The organism is Pseudomonas sp. yb_2, from assembly GCF_043103905.1.
Taxonomy (GTDB): domain Bacteria; phylum Pseudomonadota; class Gammaproteobacteria; order Pseudomonadales; family Pseudomonadaceae; genus Aquipseudomonas; species Aquipseudomonas alloputida.
The window spans coordinates 23,039-38,447 of record NZ_JBICKH010000027.1 but is presented as its reverse complement, the minus strand read 5'-3'; the positions used below and the strand labels follow the sequence as shown (position 1 = coordinate 38,447).

At 63.1% G+C, this 15,409-nt stretch carries 16 protein-coding genes; 14 read left to right on the top strand and 2 right to left on the bottom strand.

What is annotated here, in order from left to right; genetic code table 11:
- Positions 1–5 precede the first annotated feature (5 nt).
- Complete coding sequence (locus ACF8FB_RS06070; RefSeq protein WP_049586736.1) at positions 6–596, top strand: LON peptidase substrate-binding domain-containing protein; 591 nt, start codon at positions 6–8, stop codon at positions 594–596.
- Between the two features lie 111 nt (positions 597–707).
- Here ACF8FB_RS06070 and ACF8FB_RS06065 read toward each other — a convergent pair whose 3' ends face one another.
- Positions 708–2,024 (bottom strand): bifunctional DedA family/phosphatase PAP2 family protein, encoded by a 1,317-nt coding sequence (locus tag ACF8FB_RS06065; protein ID WP_392510562.1) that lies wholly within the window; start codon positions 2,022–2,024, stop codon positions 708–710.
- Positions 2,025–2,026: 2 nt separating this feature from the next.
- Positions 2,027–2,695 (bottom strand): DNA-3-methyladenine glycosylase, encoded by a 669-nt coding sequence (locus tag ACF8FB_RS06060; RefSeq protein WP_010955424.1) that lies wholly within the window; start codon positions 2,693–2,695, stop codon positions 2,027–2,029.
- 305 nt (positions 2,696–3,000) lie between these two features.
- Between ACF8FB_RS06060 and ACF8FB_RS06055 the strand changes: the two genes are divergently transcribed.
- The 13 genes from ACF8FB_RS06055 to ACF8FB_RS05995 all read left to right on the top strand — a co-directional run bounded on the left by ACF8FB_RS06055 (position 3,001) and on the right by ACF8FB_RS05995 (position 15,384).
- A complete protein-coding gene (locus ACF8FB_RS06055) occupies positions 3,001–4,272 on the top strand; it encodes a glutamate-5-semialdehyde dehydrogenase (protein ID WP_004576854.1) in 1,272 nt (423 codons plus the stop codon).
- Complete coding sequence (gene nadD, locus ACF8FB_RS06050; protein ID WP_010955423.1) at positions 4,241–4,933, top strand: nicotinate-nucleotide adenylyltransferase; 693 nt, start codon at positions 4,241–4,243, stop codon at positions 4,931–4,933. Before ACF8FB_RS06055 ends, nadD begins: the two co-directional genes overlap by 32 nt.
- A gap of 43 nt (positions 4,934–4,976) precedes the next feature.
- Positions 4,977–5,396 carry a ribosome silencing factor gene (gene rsfS / locus ACF8FB_RS06045; protein ID WP_009685825.1) on the top strand — a complete coding sequence of 140 codons (420 nt, stop codon included), beginning with the start codon at positions 4,977–4,979 and terminating at the stop codon, positions 5,394–5,396.
- Positions 5,397–5,406: 10 nt separating this feature from the next.
- Complete coding sequence (rlmH, locus tag ACF8FB_RS06040; RefSeq protein WP_003249722.1) at positions 5,407–5,874, top strand: 23S rRNA (pseudouridine(1915)-N(3))-methyltransferase RlmH; 468 nt, start codon at positions 5,407–5,409, stop codon at positions 5,872–5,874.
- 16 nt (positions 5,875–5,890) lie between these two features.
- Entirely contained in the window at positions 5,891–7,780 is a 1,890-nt protein-coding gene (mrdA, locus tag ACF8FB_RS06035; RefSeq protein ID WP_010955422.1) for a penicillin-binding protein 2, read from the top strand.
- 38 nt (positions 7,781–7,818) lie between these two features.
- Positions 7,819–8,922, top strand: coding sequence for a rod shape-determining protein RodA (rodA, locus tag ACF8FB_RS06030; RefSeq protein WP_003249727.1), 1,104 nt, complete (start codon positions 7,819–7,821; stop codon positions 8,920–8,922).
- Positions 8,923–8,939: 17 nt separating this feature from the next.
- Positions 8,940–9,950, top strand: a complete 1,011-nt coding sequence (mltB, locus tag ACF8FB_RS06025; protein ID WP_014592536.1) for a lytic murein transglycosylase B — start codon at positions 8,940–8,942, stop codon at positions 9,948–9,950.
- Positions 9,950–10,951: a septal ring lytic transglycosylase RlpA family protein gene (locus ACF8FB_RS06020; protein ID WP_392510561.1), complete on the top strand. Its 1,002-nt coding sequence runs from the start codon at positions 9,950–9,952 to the stop codon at positions 10,949–10,951. The genes mltB and ACF8FB_RS06020 overlap by 1 nt, the downstream gene beginning before the upstream one ends.
- 220 nt (positions 10,952–11,171) lie before the next feature.
- The gene (locus ACF8FB_RS06015; protein WP_010955418.1) at positions 11,172–12,332 is read left to right on the top strand and encodes a D-alanyl-D-alanine carboxypeptidase family protein; all 1,161 of its coding nucleotides are present in this window, start codon (positions 11,172–11,174) and stop codon (positions 12,330–12,332) included.
- A 73-nt stretch (positions 12,333–12,405) separates the two neighbouring features.
- Positions 12,406–12,681, top strand: a complete 276-nt coding sequence (locus tag ACF8FB_RS06010) for a DUF493 domain-containing protein (protein WP_010955417.1) — start codon at positions 12,406–12,408, stop codon at positions 12,679–12,681.
- The gene (gene lipB / locus ACF8FB_RS06005) at positions 12,681–13,328 is read left to right on the top strand and encodes a lipoyl(octanoyl) transferase LipB (protein WP_003249738.1); all 648 of its coding nucleotides are present in this window, start codon (positions 12,681–12,683) and stop codon (positions 13,326–13,328) included. The genes ACF8FB_RS06010 and lipB overlap by 1 nt, the downstream gene beginning before the upstream one ends.
- A gap of 2 nt (positions 13,329–13,330) precedes the next feature.
- Positions 13,331–14,347 carry a lipoyl synthase gene (gene lipA, locus ACF8FB_RS06000; protein WP_003249742.1) on the top strand — a complete coding sequence of 339 codons (1,017 nt, stop codon included), beginning with the start codon at positions 13,331–13,333 and terminating at the stop codon, positions 14,345–14,347.
- 98 nt (positions 14,348–14,445) lie between these two features.
- Entirely contained in the window at positions 14,446–15,384 is a 939-nt protein-coding gene (locus tag ACF8FB_RS05995; RefSeq protein ID WP_108079325.1) for an LD-carboxypeptidase, read from the top strand.
- The last annotated feature ends 25 nt before the right edge of the window (positions 15,385–15,409 follow it).

The window sequence follows — 15,409 nt, the reverse complement described above, 5'->3', positions numbered from 1 at the left end:
TTGTGATGACGCTACCGCTGTTTCCGCTCAATACCGTGCTGTTTCCTGGCTGCTTTCTCGATTTGCAGATTTTCGAGGCGCGCTACCTGGACATGATCGGGCGCTGCATGAAGCAGGGCGAAGGGTTTGGTGTGGTGTGCATCCTTGAGGGCGATCAAGTCGGCAAGGCGCCGCCGGTGGTCGCCTCGATCGGCTGTGAAGCGGTGATCCGCGACTTCGTGCAGCAGGATAACGGCTTGCTGGGTATCCGCGTCGAGGGCGTGCGGCGCTTCAATCTGGAAAGCTCCGAGGTGCAGAAGGACCAGTTGCTGGTGGGCCAGGTGCAATGGCTGCCGGAGCAGGCCGACAGCCCGTTGCTGGAGGCCGATGACGACCTATTGGCGCTGCTGGTGGCCCTGGGTGAGCACCCCATGGTCGAAGCGCTGGGCATGCCGCGGCCGGTGGACGGGCGTCAGGCGCTGGCCAATCAGCTGGCGTACCTGTTGCCGTTCATGGAAGAGGACAAGCTGGACCTGCTGACCCTCGATTCGCCACAGCAGCGGCTGGGCGAGATCCAGAAGCTGCTGGAGCGGATTCAGGGGGAGTTGTTCGCCTGATGGTTCTGTATTGCCTGTGCCGGCCTATTCGCGGGTAAACCCGCTCCTACGATAAGCGCGATCCCGTGCGTAGGAGCGGGTTTACCCGCGAATAGGCCGGCACAGGCAACATCAATATTGATACCTGACCAACGCCTGCGGCAACGCATGCATGGCGAAGAACGCCAGCAGCGCCACGCATGCCGGCAACACCAGCCACCACACCCGCAGCGGCAGGGCTGGCAGGGTCTGCTGGCGTTGCACCAATGTCAGGCTGAGTGCGCACACGCAGCAGGCCAGCAGGGCCCCGGCCAGGATATCGGTTGGCCAGTGCGCCCCCAGGTACACCCGCGACAGGGCAATCGCCAGCGCCGGAATGCACCCCAGCATCACCCAGGTCAGGCGCATGCGTGGTGGCTGCCCACGCCCCGCCAGTACGGCCATGACCAGGAAGAACGCGAACGATGCCGAGCTGTGCCCGCTGGGCATGCTGTAGCTGGTCAGTGGGTCGGTCAGTACTTCCGGCCTGGCCCGGGCAAATAGCCATTTCAGTGTGCCGTTGGCGATCGCCGTGCCCATCAACGCGCCCGCCGCGAAAAATGCGTGTCGCCACTGACGGGCAAGCAGCAGCAGGCCGGTCAGCAGGGCGCCGAGGAACAACTGGGTGCGGAAATCGCCTAGCCGTGTCACCAGCACCGCGGTGCCGTCGATGGCCTGGCTGCGATGCTCCTGGACCAGTGTCATCACGCCTTGGTCGAACTCATGGAAGTAGGGCCAGCCGAGGAATACACCGGCCAGGGCGATGAAGCTGAGCGCGGCAACCAGCCGGGTGCCGTGGCGCTGGTCACGCAGGCTGGTATTGAGGCTCAGGCCGATCAGCACCGCGAGGGCGCCGGCTATGATCCCGGCGTCCAGCCAGAAGCCTTCCGGCAGGGGCAGGCGCATGGCGGCGCCGGTGGCCCAGCCGGGCAGCAGGTAGGCGACCGACCAGCCGGCGCCCGCCAGCAGGCTGACGGCGATGAAGCGCGGCAGGGGCATGTCGAACATGCCGGCGACCATTGGCAGCATCGGCCGCAGCGGGCCGATGAAGCGGCCTACCAGCAGGCTGGCGATGCCATAACGCTGGAAGTAGCTTTCGGCGCTGCCGATCCATTCCGGATGGTGGCGTAGCAGCGGCAGCCGGCGAATGTTCTGGTGGAAGTACTTGCCCACTGCGTAAGACATGGCGTCGCCCAGCAGGCCGCCGAGAAAGCCGAGGAGCAGCGTTTCGCCCAGGCTGAACGTGCCGTTACCGGCCAGTACCGCAACGGCGAACAGCAGTACGGTGCCCGGCACGATAATGCCGGCGATGGCCAGGCATTCGATGCAGGCCACCAGGAAAATCGCCAGGCCAAGCCACTGCGGGTTGGCGCTGAGCCAGCCGGTCAGGCTGTCGAGCCATTGGCCCATGTTCAGCTTCCTTGTTCGAGAATGAAGAAATCACGGCCTTCGACTTGGCCGCGACGTAACGGGTTCCGTGTGCAGAAACGGGCGTACTCGGCATCGACGAAGCGGTACGGCAGGTGCTCGTCGCGCCCGTGCGGGATGCCCAGGCGAGCGGCCTGGATCACCCGGGGCACGGCGTTGCCGCAGTCCTCGACGTACAGGCGTTCGGCGTCGAAACGCTGGGCGTCCCAATGCGGCACTTTCAGGCCCAGGGCCCGGCATAGCAGGGTCTGGCCGGCGCACAGGCGCTCTTGCGGGCGGATATTGCCGCTTGCATCGGGGTTGTTCAATTGCATCTGCGCCAGGCTGTCGGGCCCCGAGAGGGTGTCCTGCCAAGGATAGGCAGACTTGATCAGCACCGCGTTGCCCGGCCCGTGGGCGCTGAAGTTCAGCGAATCGCCGCCGCGGGCGTAGTACATGTAGATGTGCCCCCCATCCAGGAATAGCGCCTTGCGTTTTTCGGTGTAGCCGAGCGAAGCGTGGCTACCTTTGTCGGAAAGGTAGTAGGCCTCGGTCTCGATGATCCGCGCGGCCAGCCACAGGTCGCCGTGGCGGTGACGGATGACCTTGCCCAGCAGGGCCTTGGCCAGGGTCTGGGCGTCGCGGTCGAAAAAGCTGTCGGGCAGGGCTGGCATGCGGGGCAGTTCGTGGCTGGAGAGGCGGGGATGATAGCAATGAATGGCTTAATCGAGGCTGAATTGGATGGTGATGTTGGCAGTGCCGGCCCTTTCGCGGGTAAATCCGCTCCTACACAAATCCCAGTGGGAGCGGGCGCGCCCGCTAAAGGGCCGCGACAGGAGATGGAAATCTCGATAACCCCGGTTACATCTTTCCTACACATTGCCCCATCCATTTTCTACCATCCGCCACCCGCCGCTGGGCGTACACCTGCGCGGCAGTTATAATCAGCCGATTTCCCCTTCGCCAAGACACCGAACCCATGACTGAGTCCGTTCTTGACTATATGACCCGTTTGGGTCGCGCTGCCCGTGAGGCTTCCCGGGTGATTGGCCGTGCCAGCACCGCGCAGAAGAACCGCGCCCTGCAAGCCGCCGCCGACGCGCTGGATGCTGCCCGTGCCGAGCTCACCGCTGCCAACGAGCTGGACCTGGCCGCCGGCCGCGCCAGTGGCCTGGAGCCCGCACTGCTCGATCGTCTGGCGCTGACCCCGGCGCGTATCGACGGCATGATCACCGGCTTGCGCCAGGTGGCCAGCCTGCCGGACCCAGTCGGTGCCATCCGCGACATGAGCTACCGTCCATCGGGCATTCAGGTAGGCAAGATGCGTACCCCGCTGGGGGTGATCGGGATCATCTATGAATCGCGTCCGAACGTGACCATTGATGCCGCCAGCCTGTGCCTCAAGTCGGGCAATGCAACCATCCTGCGTGGCGGTTCCGAAGCCATCCACTCCAACCGCGCCATTGCCACCTGCATTCAGCGTGGCCTGGCCGAAGCCGGCCTGCCGGCGGCGGTGGTGCAGGTGGTCGAAACCACCGACCGCGAAGCCGTGGGCGCGCTGATCAGCATGCCGGAATTCGTCGATGTCATCGTGCCGCGCGGAGGCCGTGGCCTGATCGAGCGCATCAGCCGCGATGCCCGCGTGCCGGTGATCAAGCACCTGGACGGCATCTGCCACATCTATGTCAGCCAGCATGCCGACCTGGACAAGGCCTGGAATGTGGCTTTCAACGCCAAGACCTACCGCTACGGCATCTGCGGTGCCATGGAAACGCTGCTGGTCGACCAACAAGTGGCTGAGCGCTTCCTGCCAGAAATGGCCCGCCGCTTCGTGGAGAAGGGCGTGGAGCTGCGCGGTTGCGAGCGTACCCAGGCTATCATCAGCGCCAAACCGGCCACCGAAGCCGACTGGCACACGGAATACCTCGATGCGATCCTGTCGATTCGCGTGGTCGACGGCCTGAACCAGGCCATCGAGCACATCAACCACTATGGCTCGCACCACACCGACTCGATCATCAGCGAACACCAGGGTGAAGCCCGTCAGTTCATGGCTGAGGTCGATTCGGCGTCGGTCATGCTCAACACCCCGACCTGCTTTGCCGATGGCTTCGAGTACGGCCTGGGTGCGGAAATCGGTATTTCCACCGACAAGCTGCATGCCCGCGGCCCTGTCGGCCTGGAAGGCCTGACCTGCGAGAAGTATGTGGTGATCGGCGATGGCCAGTTGCGCGGCCAGGGGTCCTGCTGAGTTGAGCAAGGCCCAGGCAGTCCGGCGTATCGGCATTCTAGGTGGTACCTTCGACCCCGTGCATATCGGCCACTTGCGCAGCGCGCTGGAAGTGGCCGAGTTCATGGGGCTGGATGAGCTACGCCTGTTGCCCAATGCCCGGCCGCCGCACCGCGACACGCCACAGGTGGCCGCGCAGGATCGCCTGGCGATGGTCCGTGAAGCGGTGCAGGGCGTCGCTTGCCTGAGCGTCGATGCCCGCGAGCTGGAACGTGACAAGCCGTCGTACACCATCGATACGCTGGAATCGATCCGCGCCGAACTGTCCGGCCACGACCAGCTGTTCCTGGTGCTGGGTTGGGATGCCTTCTGTGGCCTGCCCGCCTGGCATCGCTGGGAAGAATTGCTGCAACACTGTCACATCCTGGTACTGCAACGTCCGGATGCCGACGTAGAACCCCCTGACGAGTTGCGCAACCTGTTGGCTGCGCGCTCGGAGAGCGATCCCACCGCCATGTCCGGCCCGGCGGGAAATATTTCGTTCGTCTGGCAGACGCCGCTTGCGGTGTCGGCTACACAGATCCGACAGCTGCTGGCCAGCGGCAAATCGGTGAGGTTCCTGGTGCCGGACGCCGTACTGGCCTATATCGAGGCGCACGAACTGTATCGTGCGCCCAACTGACGGTGCCTCTGGCGCCTCATCCAACGAGTTGAACGAGTTTTATATGACCAAGCAGAAAATTTACGGCGAAGAACTGGTCGCAGTGACCAAGGCAGCGCTGGAAGACGTCAAGGCCCAGGACATCCAGGTCATCGACGTGCGCGAGAAGCACAGCCTGACCGACTACATGATCATTGCCACCGGTACCTCCAACCGCCAGATCAACGCGATGGCCGAAAAGGTCCGTGAAGCAGTCAAGGCCAAGGGCGCCCAGCCACTGGGTGAAGAAGGCAAGGGCGACAGCGACTGGGTGCTGCTGGACCTGAACGACGTCATCGTGCACATGATGACCGCCGCTGCCCGCCAGTTCTACGACCTTGAGCGTCTGTGGCAGGGTGCCGAGCAAAGCCGTGCCGCCGATGGCAAGCACCACAGCCCGGACCATGCCCACGAGTACTCCGACAAGCTCAAAGACCGCGAATAAGGAAAGCGCTGTGCGTCTGCGCCTGATTGCGGTCGGCTCGCGCATGCCGAAGTGGGTCGAGGAAGGCTGGCATGAATATGCCAAGCGCCTGCCCGCCGAGCTGTCGCTGGAGCTGGTGGAAATCCCGCTGAATACCCGTGGCAAGAATGCCGACGTCGCCCGCCTGATCCGTCAGGAGGGCGAAGCCATGCTGAGCAAAGTGCAGCCTGGGGAACGCATTGTCACCCTCGAGGTCCATGGCAAGCCATGGAGTACCGAGCAGCTGGCGACCGAGCTGGACCGCTGGCGCCTGGATGCGCGCACGGTGAATTTGATGGTGGGCGGCCCGGAGGGCCTGGCGCCTGAGGTTTGCGCGCGCGCCGAGCAACGTTGGTCGCTGTCGCCGCTGACTTTGCCGCACCCGTTGGTAAGGATACTCATCGGCGAGCAGATCTACCGCGCCTGGACCGTGTTGTCCGGGCACCCTTACCACAAATGAGCCTGTAAGCAGTCCGATGTCGCAGCCGATCCGTCTCAAGGACCACGAGAAAGACGCCCGCCTGGTGCGCAAACGCGTCGTGGTCGGCGCAGTCGCGATCATGCTGCTTGTGTGCGTGCTGATCGCACGGCTGTACTACCTGCAGATCATCCAGTACGACTACCACTCCACGCTGTCGGAGAACAACCGGGTGCATGTGCAGCCGATCCCGCCGACCCGCGGGCTGATCTTCGACCGCAACGGGGTGATCGTTGCCGACAACCGGCCCAGTTTTAGCCTGTCGATGACCCGCGAACGTGCGGGTAACTGGCAGGAAGTGCTGGATACCATCGTCGAAGTGCTGGACCTCACCGCTGACGACCGTGCCCTGTTCGAGAAGCGCATGCGCCAGGGCCGCCGGCCATTCGAGCCGGTGCCGATCCTGTTCGAGCTCAACGAAGAGCAGATCGCCCGCGTGGCGGTAAACCAGTTCCGCCTGCCGGGTGTCGAGGTGGTGGCACAGCTGGTGCGGCATTACCCGCAGGGTGCGCATTTTGCCCATTCGGTGGGTTATGTAGGGCGGATCAACGAGAAAGAGCTGAAAACGCTCGACCCGGTGAACTACAGCGGTACCCACCATATCGGCAAGACCGGCATCGAGCGCTTCTACGAGGCCGCCCTGCACGGTCAGGTGGGTTACGAGGAAGTCGAGACCAACGCCCGTGGCCGGGTGTTGCGGGTGCTCAAGCGCACCGATCCGAAGCCGGGCAAGGACATTGTGCTGAGCCTGGACATCAAGCTGCAGGAGGCCGCTGAAGCCGCCCTGGGAGGCCGGCGTGGTGCAGTGGTTGCGCTCGACCCGCGAACCGGCGAGGTGCTGGCGATGGTGAGTCAGCCTAGCTTCGACCCCAACCTGTTCGTCACCGGCATCAGCTTCAAGGCCTATGCCGAGTTGCGCGATTCGATCGATCGGCCGCTGTTCAACCGCGTGCTGCGTGGCTTGTACCCGCCGGGGTCGACCATCAAGCCGGCGGTGGCTATTGCCGGTCTGGACAGTGGCGTCGTGAATGCCAGCAGCAGGGTGTTCGACCCTGGCTACTACCAGCTGCCCAACTACGACCATAAATACCGTAACTGGAACCGCTCCGGGGATGGCTGGGTCGACCTGGACACCGCCATCATGCGCTCGAACGACACCTACTTCTATGACCTTGCGCACAAGATGGGCATCGATCGCTTGTCCAGCTACATGAACAAGTTCGGTATCGGCCAGCGGGTTTCCCTCGACATGTTCGAGGAGTCTGCCGGGTTGATGCCGTCGCGCGAATGGAAGCGTGCCACCCGTCGCCAGGCCTGGTTCCCTGGCGAAACCCTGATTCTCGGCATCGGCCAGGGCTATATGCAGGCCACGCCGCTGCAACTGGCCCAGGCCACTGCACTGATCGCCAACAAAGGTGTGTGGAACCGCCCGCACCTGGCCAAGACCATCGAAGGCTTGCCGCCGGTAGACGACAACCCCATGGAAGACATCGTACTGCGTGACAAGTCCGACTGGGCCAAGGTCACCCATGGCATGGAACAGGTGATGCACAACGCCCGCGGTACCGCGCGCAAGGCAGCTGCCGGAGCCCAGTACCGCATTGCCGGCAAGAGCGGTACCGCCCAGGTGGTGGCGATCAAGCAGGGCGAGAAGTACGATCGCAACAAACTCCAGGAGCGCCACCGCGACCATGCCCTGTTCGTCGCGTTTGCCCCAGCCGAAGCCCCGAAAATCGTGGTTTCGGTGATGGTCGAGAACGGTGAGTCCGGCTCGGGTGTCGCCGCTCCGGTGGTACGCCAGATCATGGACGCCTGGCTGCTCGACGAAAATGGCCGGCTCAAACCCGAGTTCGCGCCCGCCACCGTTACCCAGGAATCGGCCCTGTGATGAACAATTTCGATCGCATGCTCTCCAGCGAGGATGTGATGCGTCGGCGTGCGAGCTTTCTGCAACGCATCCATATCGACGGCCCCTTGCTGATCATTCTGCTGACCCTTGCAGCCGGCAGCCTGTTCGTACTGTATTCGGCCAGTGGCAAGAACTGGGACCTGCTGCTCAAGCAAGCCACCTCGTTTGGCATCGGTCTGGTGTCGATGTTCGTCATCGCCCAGCTGGAGCCGCGCTTCATGGCGCGTTGGGTGCCATTGGCCTACCTGGCCGGGGTGCTGTTGCTGGTAGTAGTGGACGTGATGGGCCACAACGCCATGGGGGCCACACGCTGGATCAACATTCCTGGGGTGATCCGCTTCCAGCCCTCGGAATTCATGAAGATCATCATGCCGGCGACCATCGCCTGGTACCTGTCAAAGCGCACCTTGCCGCCCCATTTGAAGCACGTGGCGATCAGCCTGGTGCTGATCGGCGTGCCGTTCATGCTGATCGTACGTCAGCCCGACCTGGGGACCGCGCTGCTGATCCTGGCCTCTGGTGCCTTCGTGCTGTTCATGGGCGGCTTGCGCTGGCGCTGGATCCTCAGCGTGCTGGCGGCAGCCGTGCCAGTCGCGGTGGCAATGTGGTTCTTCGTCATGCACGACTACCAGAAGCAGCGGGTATTGACCTTCCTCGACCCTGAAAGCGACCCGTTGGGCACCGGTTGGAACATCATCCAGTCCAAGGCGGCGATCGGCTCGGGCGGGGTGTTTGGCAAAGGCTGGCTGCTTGGCACGCAGTCGCACCTGGACTTTTTGCCGGAAAGCCACACCGACTTCATCATCGCCGTGCTCGGCGAGGAATTCGGCCTGGTAGGCATCTGCCTGCTGCTGATTGTCTACCTGCTGCTGATCGGCCGTGGCCTGGTGATCACCGCCCAGGCGCAGACCCTGTTCGGCAAGCTGCTTGCGGGCAGCCTGACCATGACTTTTTTTGTATACGTGTTCGTCAATATCGGAATGGTAAGCGGCCTTCTGCCCGTGGTGGGCGTGCCGTTACCTTTCATCAGCTATGGCGGAACATCGTTGGTGACGCTGCTGTCAGCGTTTGGCGTTTTGATGTCGATCCATACGCACCGCAAATGGATCGCGCAGGTTTGAATAAGGTGAACAATTTCATGCAAGCAGTGCGTAACTGGGCTGCCCGTTGTGCGCCTTGGATCGGTGCGGTGGGCCTGTTCGGCGCTGTACAGCTGGCCCATGCCGGCGAATACGACGGCTCGCCCGAGGTAGCCGCGTTTGTTGGCGAAATGAGCCGCGACTATGGTTTTGCGCCTGAGCAACTGATGGGTGTGTTTCGTGAGGTGCAGCGCAAGCAGTCGATTCTCGACGCCATCTCGCGCCCGGCCGAGCGGGTCAAACCGTGGAAGGACTACCGGCCGATGTTCATCACCGATGCGCGTATCGCTCGCGGTGTGGATTTCTGGCGTCAGCACGAGGCTGTATTGGCACGTGCCGAGCAGGAGTACGGCGTACCTGCGCAGTACATTGTCGCGATCATCGGCGTGGAAACCTTCTTTGGCCGCAATACCGGCAACTACCGGGTGATCGACGCCCTGTCGACGCTGGGCTTCGACTACCCGCCACGGGCCGAGTTCTTCCGCAAGGAGCTGCGAGAGTTCCTGCTGCTGGCCCGTGAGGAGCAGCTTGATCCCTTGACGCTCAAGGGCTCGTACGCCGGCGCCATGGGGCTGCCGCAGTTCATGCCAAGCAGCTTCCGCAACTACGCGGTGGACTTCGACGGGGACGGCCATATCAATATCTGGAACAACCCTGACGATGCCATCGGCAGCGTGGCCAGCTACTTCAAGCGCCACGGCTGGGTGGCCGGCGAGGGTGTGGTCAGTCGCGCCTGGGTGGAAGGTGAGCGCGCCGACGAAGGCCTGACCACCGGCATCGAGCCGGTGAAAACGGTAGGGGAGTTGCGTACGCTTGGCTGGTCGGTTCATGATTCGCTGCGCGATGATCTGCCGGTTACCGCCTTCCGTCTCGAGGGCGAGAGCGGCCCCGAGTACTGGATGGGCCTGAAGAACTTCTACGCGATCACTCGCTACAACCGCAGCGTGATGTATGCCATGGCGGTACATCAGCTTGCGGAACAGCTGGTTCAAGTACGGGGCGTCAAGTAATGCGCGCAATCATCTCTGGCAACGCTTTCAAGCTGCTCACCTGCCTCGCCGTCGGTGTGGCGCTGGTCAGCTGCTCTTCCAACCGCCCGGCCCCGAAAAGCAGTGGTAATGTCGTGCGCAGCCAGCCGGGCCTGGACATCAACCGGGCGCACAAGGACGGCGCACCGTGGTGGGACGTGGATGTGAACAAGATCCCCGATGCCACCCCGACCGTGCACACCGGTAACTACAAGGCCAACCCGTACACCGTGCTGGGCAAGACCTACTACCCGATGCAGGACTCGCGCAACTACCGCGCCGAGGGTACGGCATCGTGGTACGGCACCAAGTTCCACGGGCAGAACACTGCCAACGGCGAGCTGTACGACCTGTATGGCATGAGCGCAGCGCACAAGACCCTGCCGCTGCCAGCCTATGTGCGGGTGACCAACCTGGCGAACGGCCGCAGCGTGATCCTTCGGGTGAACGACCGTGGCCCGTTCTATTCCGACCGAATCATCGACTTGTCCTATGCTGCCGCGAAAAAGCTCGGCTATGCCGAGATCGGCACCGCGCATGTGCGCGTCGAGGGTATCGATCCGCAGCAGTGGTGGGCTCAGCGCGGCCAAACGCCGCCGATGGTGCTGAAGGAGCCGCAAGTGGCGCAGACCCAGGCAATACCGGCCAGTACCGGGCGGGTCGAGCAGTGGACCCCGCCGCCACAGCAGCACGCAGCGCCCGTGGTACCCGTACAGGTGGGTGGCAACAACGTGCCCGGCGGTAACGGTGGCAGTTTCTTGCAGGTAGGCGCGTTCGCCAACCCGGACGCTGCCGAGTTGCTGCGCGCCAAGCTCAGCACCATGGTCAATGCACCCGTGTTCATCAGCTCGATCGTGCGTAACCAGCAGACCCTGCACCGCGTGCGCCTGGGGCCGATCGGCAGCCAGGGCGAGATCCAGCAAGCACAAGACAGCATTCGCCTGGCGAACTTGGGGCAGGCAAAGCTGGTCACAGCAGACTGACTGTGGGAGCGGGCGCGCCTGCGAAGACGGCAACACCAAACTATCGGTTTTGTCATGAATTGCCGGTCGCGGCCATGTACAATGACCGCTTTTGCCCGCAGCGACATAAAGCCGCACGTTCGCGGGCCAGGCCATTGGCCATAAAACTAGACTGACTGGCGCTGGGCACATGATCTTGCCCAGGGAACATCTCAGACCATTAGCGATTTTCGAGAGACGGATGAACATCACCAACCTTGCCAAACGACTTTGCCTGCCTGTACTGCTGCTGATCACGCCTGCCGCCTTCGCGGCGGAGCAGATGACGCCGGCGCCACCGCAACTGGCAGCCAAGTCCTACGTACTCATGGACGCGTCCAGCGGCAACGTGCTGGTCGAGAACAACGGTGACGAGCGCCTGCCGCCAGCCAGCCTGACCAAGCTGATGACCGCCTATATCGCCACCCTGGACATCCGCCGCGGCCAGATCGGTGAAAGCGACCCGGTTACCGTCAGCGAAAACGCCTGGCGTACCGGCGGTTCGCGCATGTTCATCAAGGTTGGTAGCCAGGTAACGGTCAGCGACCTGCTGCACGGCATCATCATCCAGTCCGGTAACGACGCCTCGGTCGCCCTGGCCGAGCACATCGCCGGCAGCGAAGACGCCTTTGCCGACATGATGAACAAGACGGCTGCCGACCTGGGCATGACCAACAGCCACTTCATGAACCCGACCGGTCTGCCGCACCCCGAGCATTACTCGTCGGCGCACGACATGGCGACCCTGGCCCGTGCGATCATCAACGTCGACCCGGCCCACTACGCCATCTACTCGCAGAAAGAGTTCTTCTGGAACAACATCAAGCAGCCTAACCGCAACCTGCTGCTGTGGCGTGACAAGACCGTCGATGGCCTGAAAACCGGTCACACCGACGAAGCCGGCTACTGCATGGTGGCTTCGGCCGTTCGTGACGGCCAGCGCCTGATCGCCGTGGTGTTCGGTACCAACAGCGAGCAATCGCGTGCTGCCGAAACCCAGAAGCTGCTGACCTACGGTTTCCGCTTCTTCGAAACCCAGACCTTCTACCAGAAAGGCACCGAGCTGACCCAGGCGCCGGTTTGGAAGGGTGCTACCAGCCAGGTCAAGGCTGGCCTGGCTGACGACCTGACCATGACTATGCCTAAAGGCCAATTGAAGCGCCTGCAGGCTTCGATGACCATGAACCCGCAGCTCACCGCACCGATCGCCAAAGGTGACGTGATCGGCAAAGTGGAAGTCAAACTGGACGAAAAAGTGATTCACAGCGCCGACCTGATCGCCCTTGATGGCGTCGAGGAAGGTGGTTTCTTCCGCCGTATGTGGGATAGCATCCGTCTATTCTTCTACGGGTTGTTCAACTGATACGTGACCTGCATGCCCCCGCGCCTACCGCGGGGGTGTTGTTGTTGCCACGGCTTACGAGGCCGTTTCCGCCATGAGCGAACCAGACGTCAAGTCGCACAAGATCGAATTCCCTTGCGACGATTACCCGATCAAGGTCATTGGTGACACCGTTGTCGGTTTCAAGGACATGGTCATCGAGGTGCTCAGCAAGCACGCCAAAGTCGACCTTTCCACCCTGGCCGAACGCCAGAGCAAGGAAGGCAAGTACACCACCGTGCAATTGCACATCGTTGCCGAAAGCGAGAACCAGCTGCACGATATCAACAGCGCCCTGCGCGCTACCGGCATCGTGAAAATGGTGCTTTGATGTCCGCCTGCCTCGGTTTTCGCGAGCTTGGCCTGCAGCCCTATGAACCGGTGCTGGAGGCCATGCGTCGTTTTACCGAGCAGCGCAGCCCGGACAGCCAGGATGAAATCTGGCTGGTCGAGCACCCTGCGGTCTTCACCCAGGGGCAGGCCGGCAAGGCCGAGCACCTGCTGGTGCCGGGCGACATTCCGGTGGTGCAGACCGACCGCGGCGGCCAGGTCACCTACCATGGCCCCGGGCAGCTGGTGGCCTACCTGCTGCTGGATGTGCGCCGGCTGGGCTTTGGCGTGCGTGAGCTGGTCAGCCGTATCGAGCTGGCCCTCATCGACCTGCTCGCCAGCTATGCTGTTCAGGCGTCTGCCAAGCCCGATGCCCCGGGTGTCTATGTCGACGGAGCGAAAATCGCCTCCCTCGGCCTGCGAATTCGCAACGGCCGTTCGTTTCACGGCCTTGCCCTGAACGTGGACATGGACCTTGCGCCATTCCGCCGAATCAACCCCTGCGGCTATGCGGGGCTGGCGATGACCCAGCTGCGCGACCTGGCAGGCCCGATCGAACTCGACGAGGTCAGGACAAGGCTGCGCGGACAGCTGGTCAAGCACCTCGACTACGCTGAGCAGACGACCCTCACGGGCGGAATCGACTGAATATGACAACTGTGCAAGAAGCCGTGCCGAACCTGATACCTACCCAGGATGCCACCCCGCGCCCAGCGCCGAAGAAGGTGGAAGCTGGGGTCAAGCTGCGTGGTGCCGACAAAGTCGCGCGCATCCCGGTGAAGATCATCCCTACCGATGAGCTACCCAAGAAGCCCGACTGGATTCGCGTGCGTATCCCGGTGTCGCCCGAGGTAGACCGCATCAAACAACTGCTGCGCAAGCACAAACTGCACAGCGTGTGCGAAGAGGCCTCCTGCCCGAACCTGGGCGAGTGCTTCTCGGGTGGTACCGCCACCTTCATGATCATGGGTGACATCTGCACCCGTCGTTGCCCGTTCTGCGACGTTGGCCACGGCCGACCGAAGCCGCTGGATCTGGACGAGCCGAAAAACCTGGCTGTTGCCATTGCCGACCTGCGCCTGAAGTATGTGGTGATCACCTCGGTGGACCGCGACGACCTGCGTGACGGTGGTGCCCAGCACTTTGCTGACTGCATCCGGGAAATCCGCGCGCTGTCGCCGGGCGTGCAGTTGGAGACCTTGGTGCCGGACTACCGTGGCCGTATGGACGTTGCCCTGGAGATCACCGCGCAAGAGCCGCCGGATGTGTTCAACCACAACCTCGAGACCGTACCGCGCCTGTACAAGGCCGCGCGCCCGGGTTCGGACTATGACTGGTCGCTGGACTTGCTGCAGAAGTTCAAGCAGTTGGTGCCGCACGTACCGACCAAGTCGGGCCTGATGCTCGGCCTGGGCGAAACCGACGAGGAAGTGATCGAAGTGATGCACCGCATGCGCGAGCATGACATCGACATGCTCACCCTCGGCCAGTACCTGCAGCCGTCGCGCAGCCACTTGCCGGTGCAGCGTTTCGTTCACCCGGACACCTTTGCCTGGTTCGCCGAGGAAGGTTACAAGATGGGCTTCAAGAACGTTGCTTCTGGCCCGCTGGTGCGTTCTTCGTACCACGCCGACCAGCAGGCCCACGAAGCCAAGATCAAGCTCTGAGCTATGCTCTAGCCTAGAGCGGAGCCACAGATGCCGATGCGCGCCCAAGGGCGGCATCGGCATTTTTGTTTGTGTCCCATGCGCTGCAAGGAGCCGCGATGTACTGCGCCAAAACCTTCCAACCCACCCTGCCAGCCGCGCTGCCGGCCAACGCATGTTTTGCCATTGTCGCCCCGGCGGGCGCGGCGCGGCTTGATGCGCACAAGGTTAGCCAGTGGTTCGTTGACCGCGGCTACCGTTGCCATATCTACCCGGGTGCCCTGCAGGCGCAGGGCTACCTGGCGGGGCCGGACCAGCAGCGCCTGCAGGACCTGCATGCAGCGTTTGCCGATCCGGCCATGGACGCCATCCTGTGCATGCGTGGGGGCTACGGCAGCATGCGCCTGCTTGACCAGCTCGACTTTGAACTGATCCGGCGCAACCCCAAGCCGCTGATCGGCTACAGCGACATCACCGCACTGCATACGGCGATCTACCGGCATGCCGGGCTGCTGACCTTCCATGGGGGAATGCTCAATGCCGACCTGTTGGGGGCCAAATTGCCACCGACCGAGTCGTCGTTGCTGGCGCAACTGGGTGGGCATGTGAGGGCAGGCGAGCAGGTCGCGCACCCGGCGGGCTTCGCATTGGACTGCGTGCTGCCGGGGGTGGCCAGCGGACCGTTGCTGGGGGGCAACCTGTCGATGCTGGGGGCGACCATGGGGACCCTTGCCGAGCTGGATACCCAGGGCTGCATCCTGTTCATCGAGGACGTAAACGAGCCGTTGTACCGGGTGGATCGGCTGCTGACCCAGTTACGCCTGGCAGGCAAGCTGGAGGGGGTCAAGGGCGTGCTGGTGGGCGACTTTGCCGGGATTACCACAGCGGCGCTGACGCCGTTGCTGGAGGATACGTTTGCACCGCTGGGTGTGCCGGTGCTGGCGGGTTGGCGCAGTGGGCACTGTGACCCGAATGTATGCTTGCCCCTGGGGGCTCGGGTGAGGCTGGACAGTGTTCAGCAAACACTGGTGCTGGAGCAGGATCTGTTCAGGGCGTGAGATTACCGGGGCCGCGCAGCGGCCC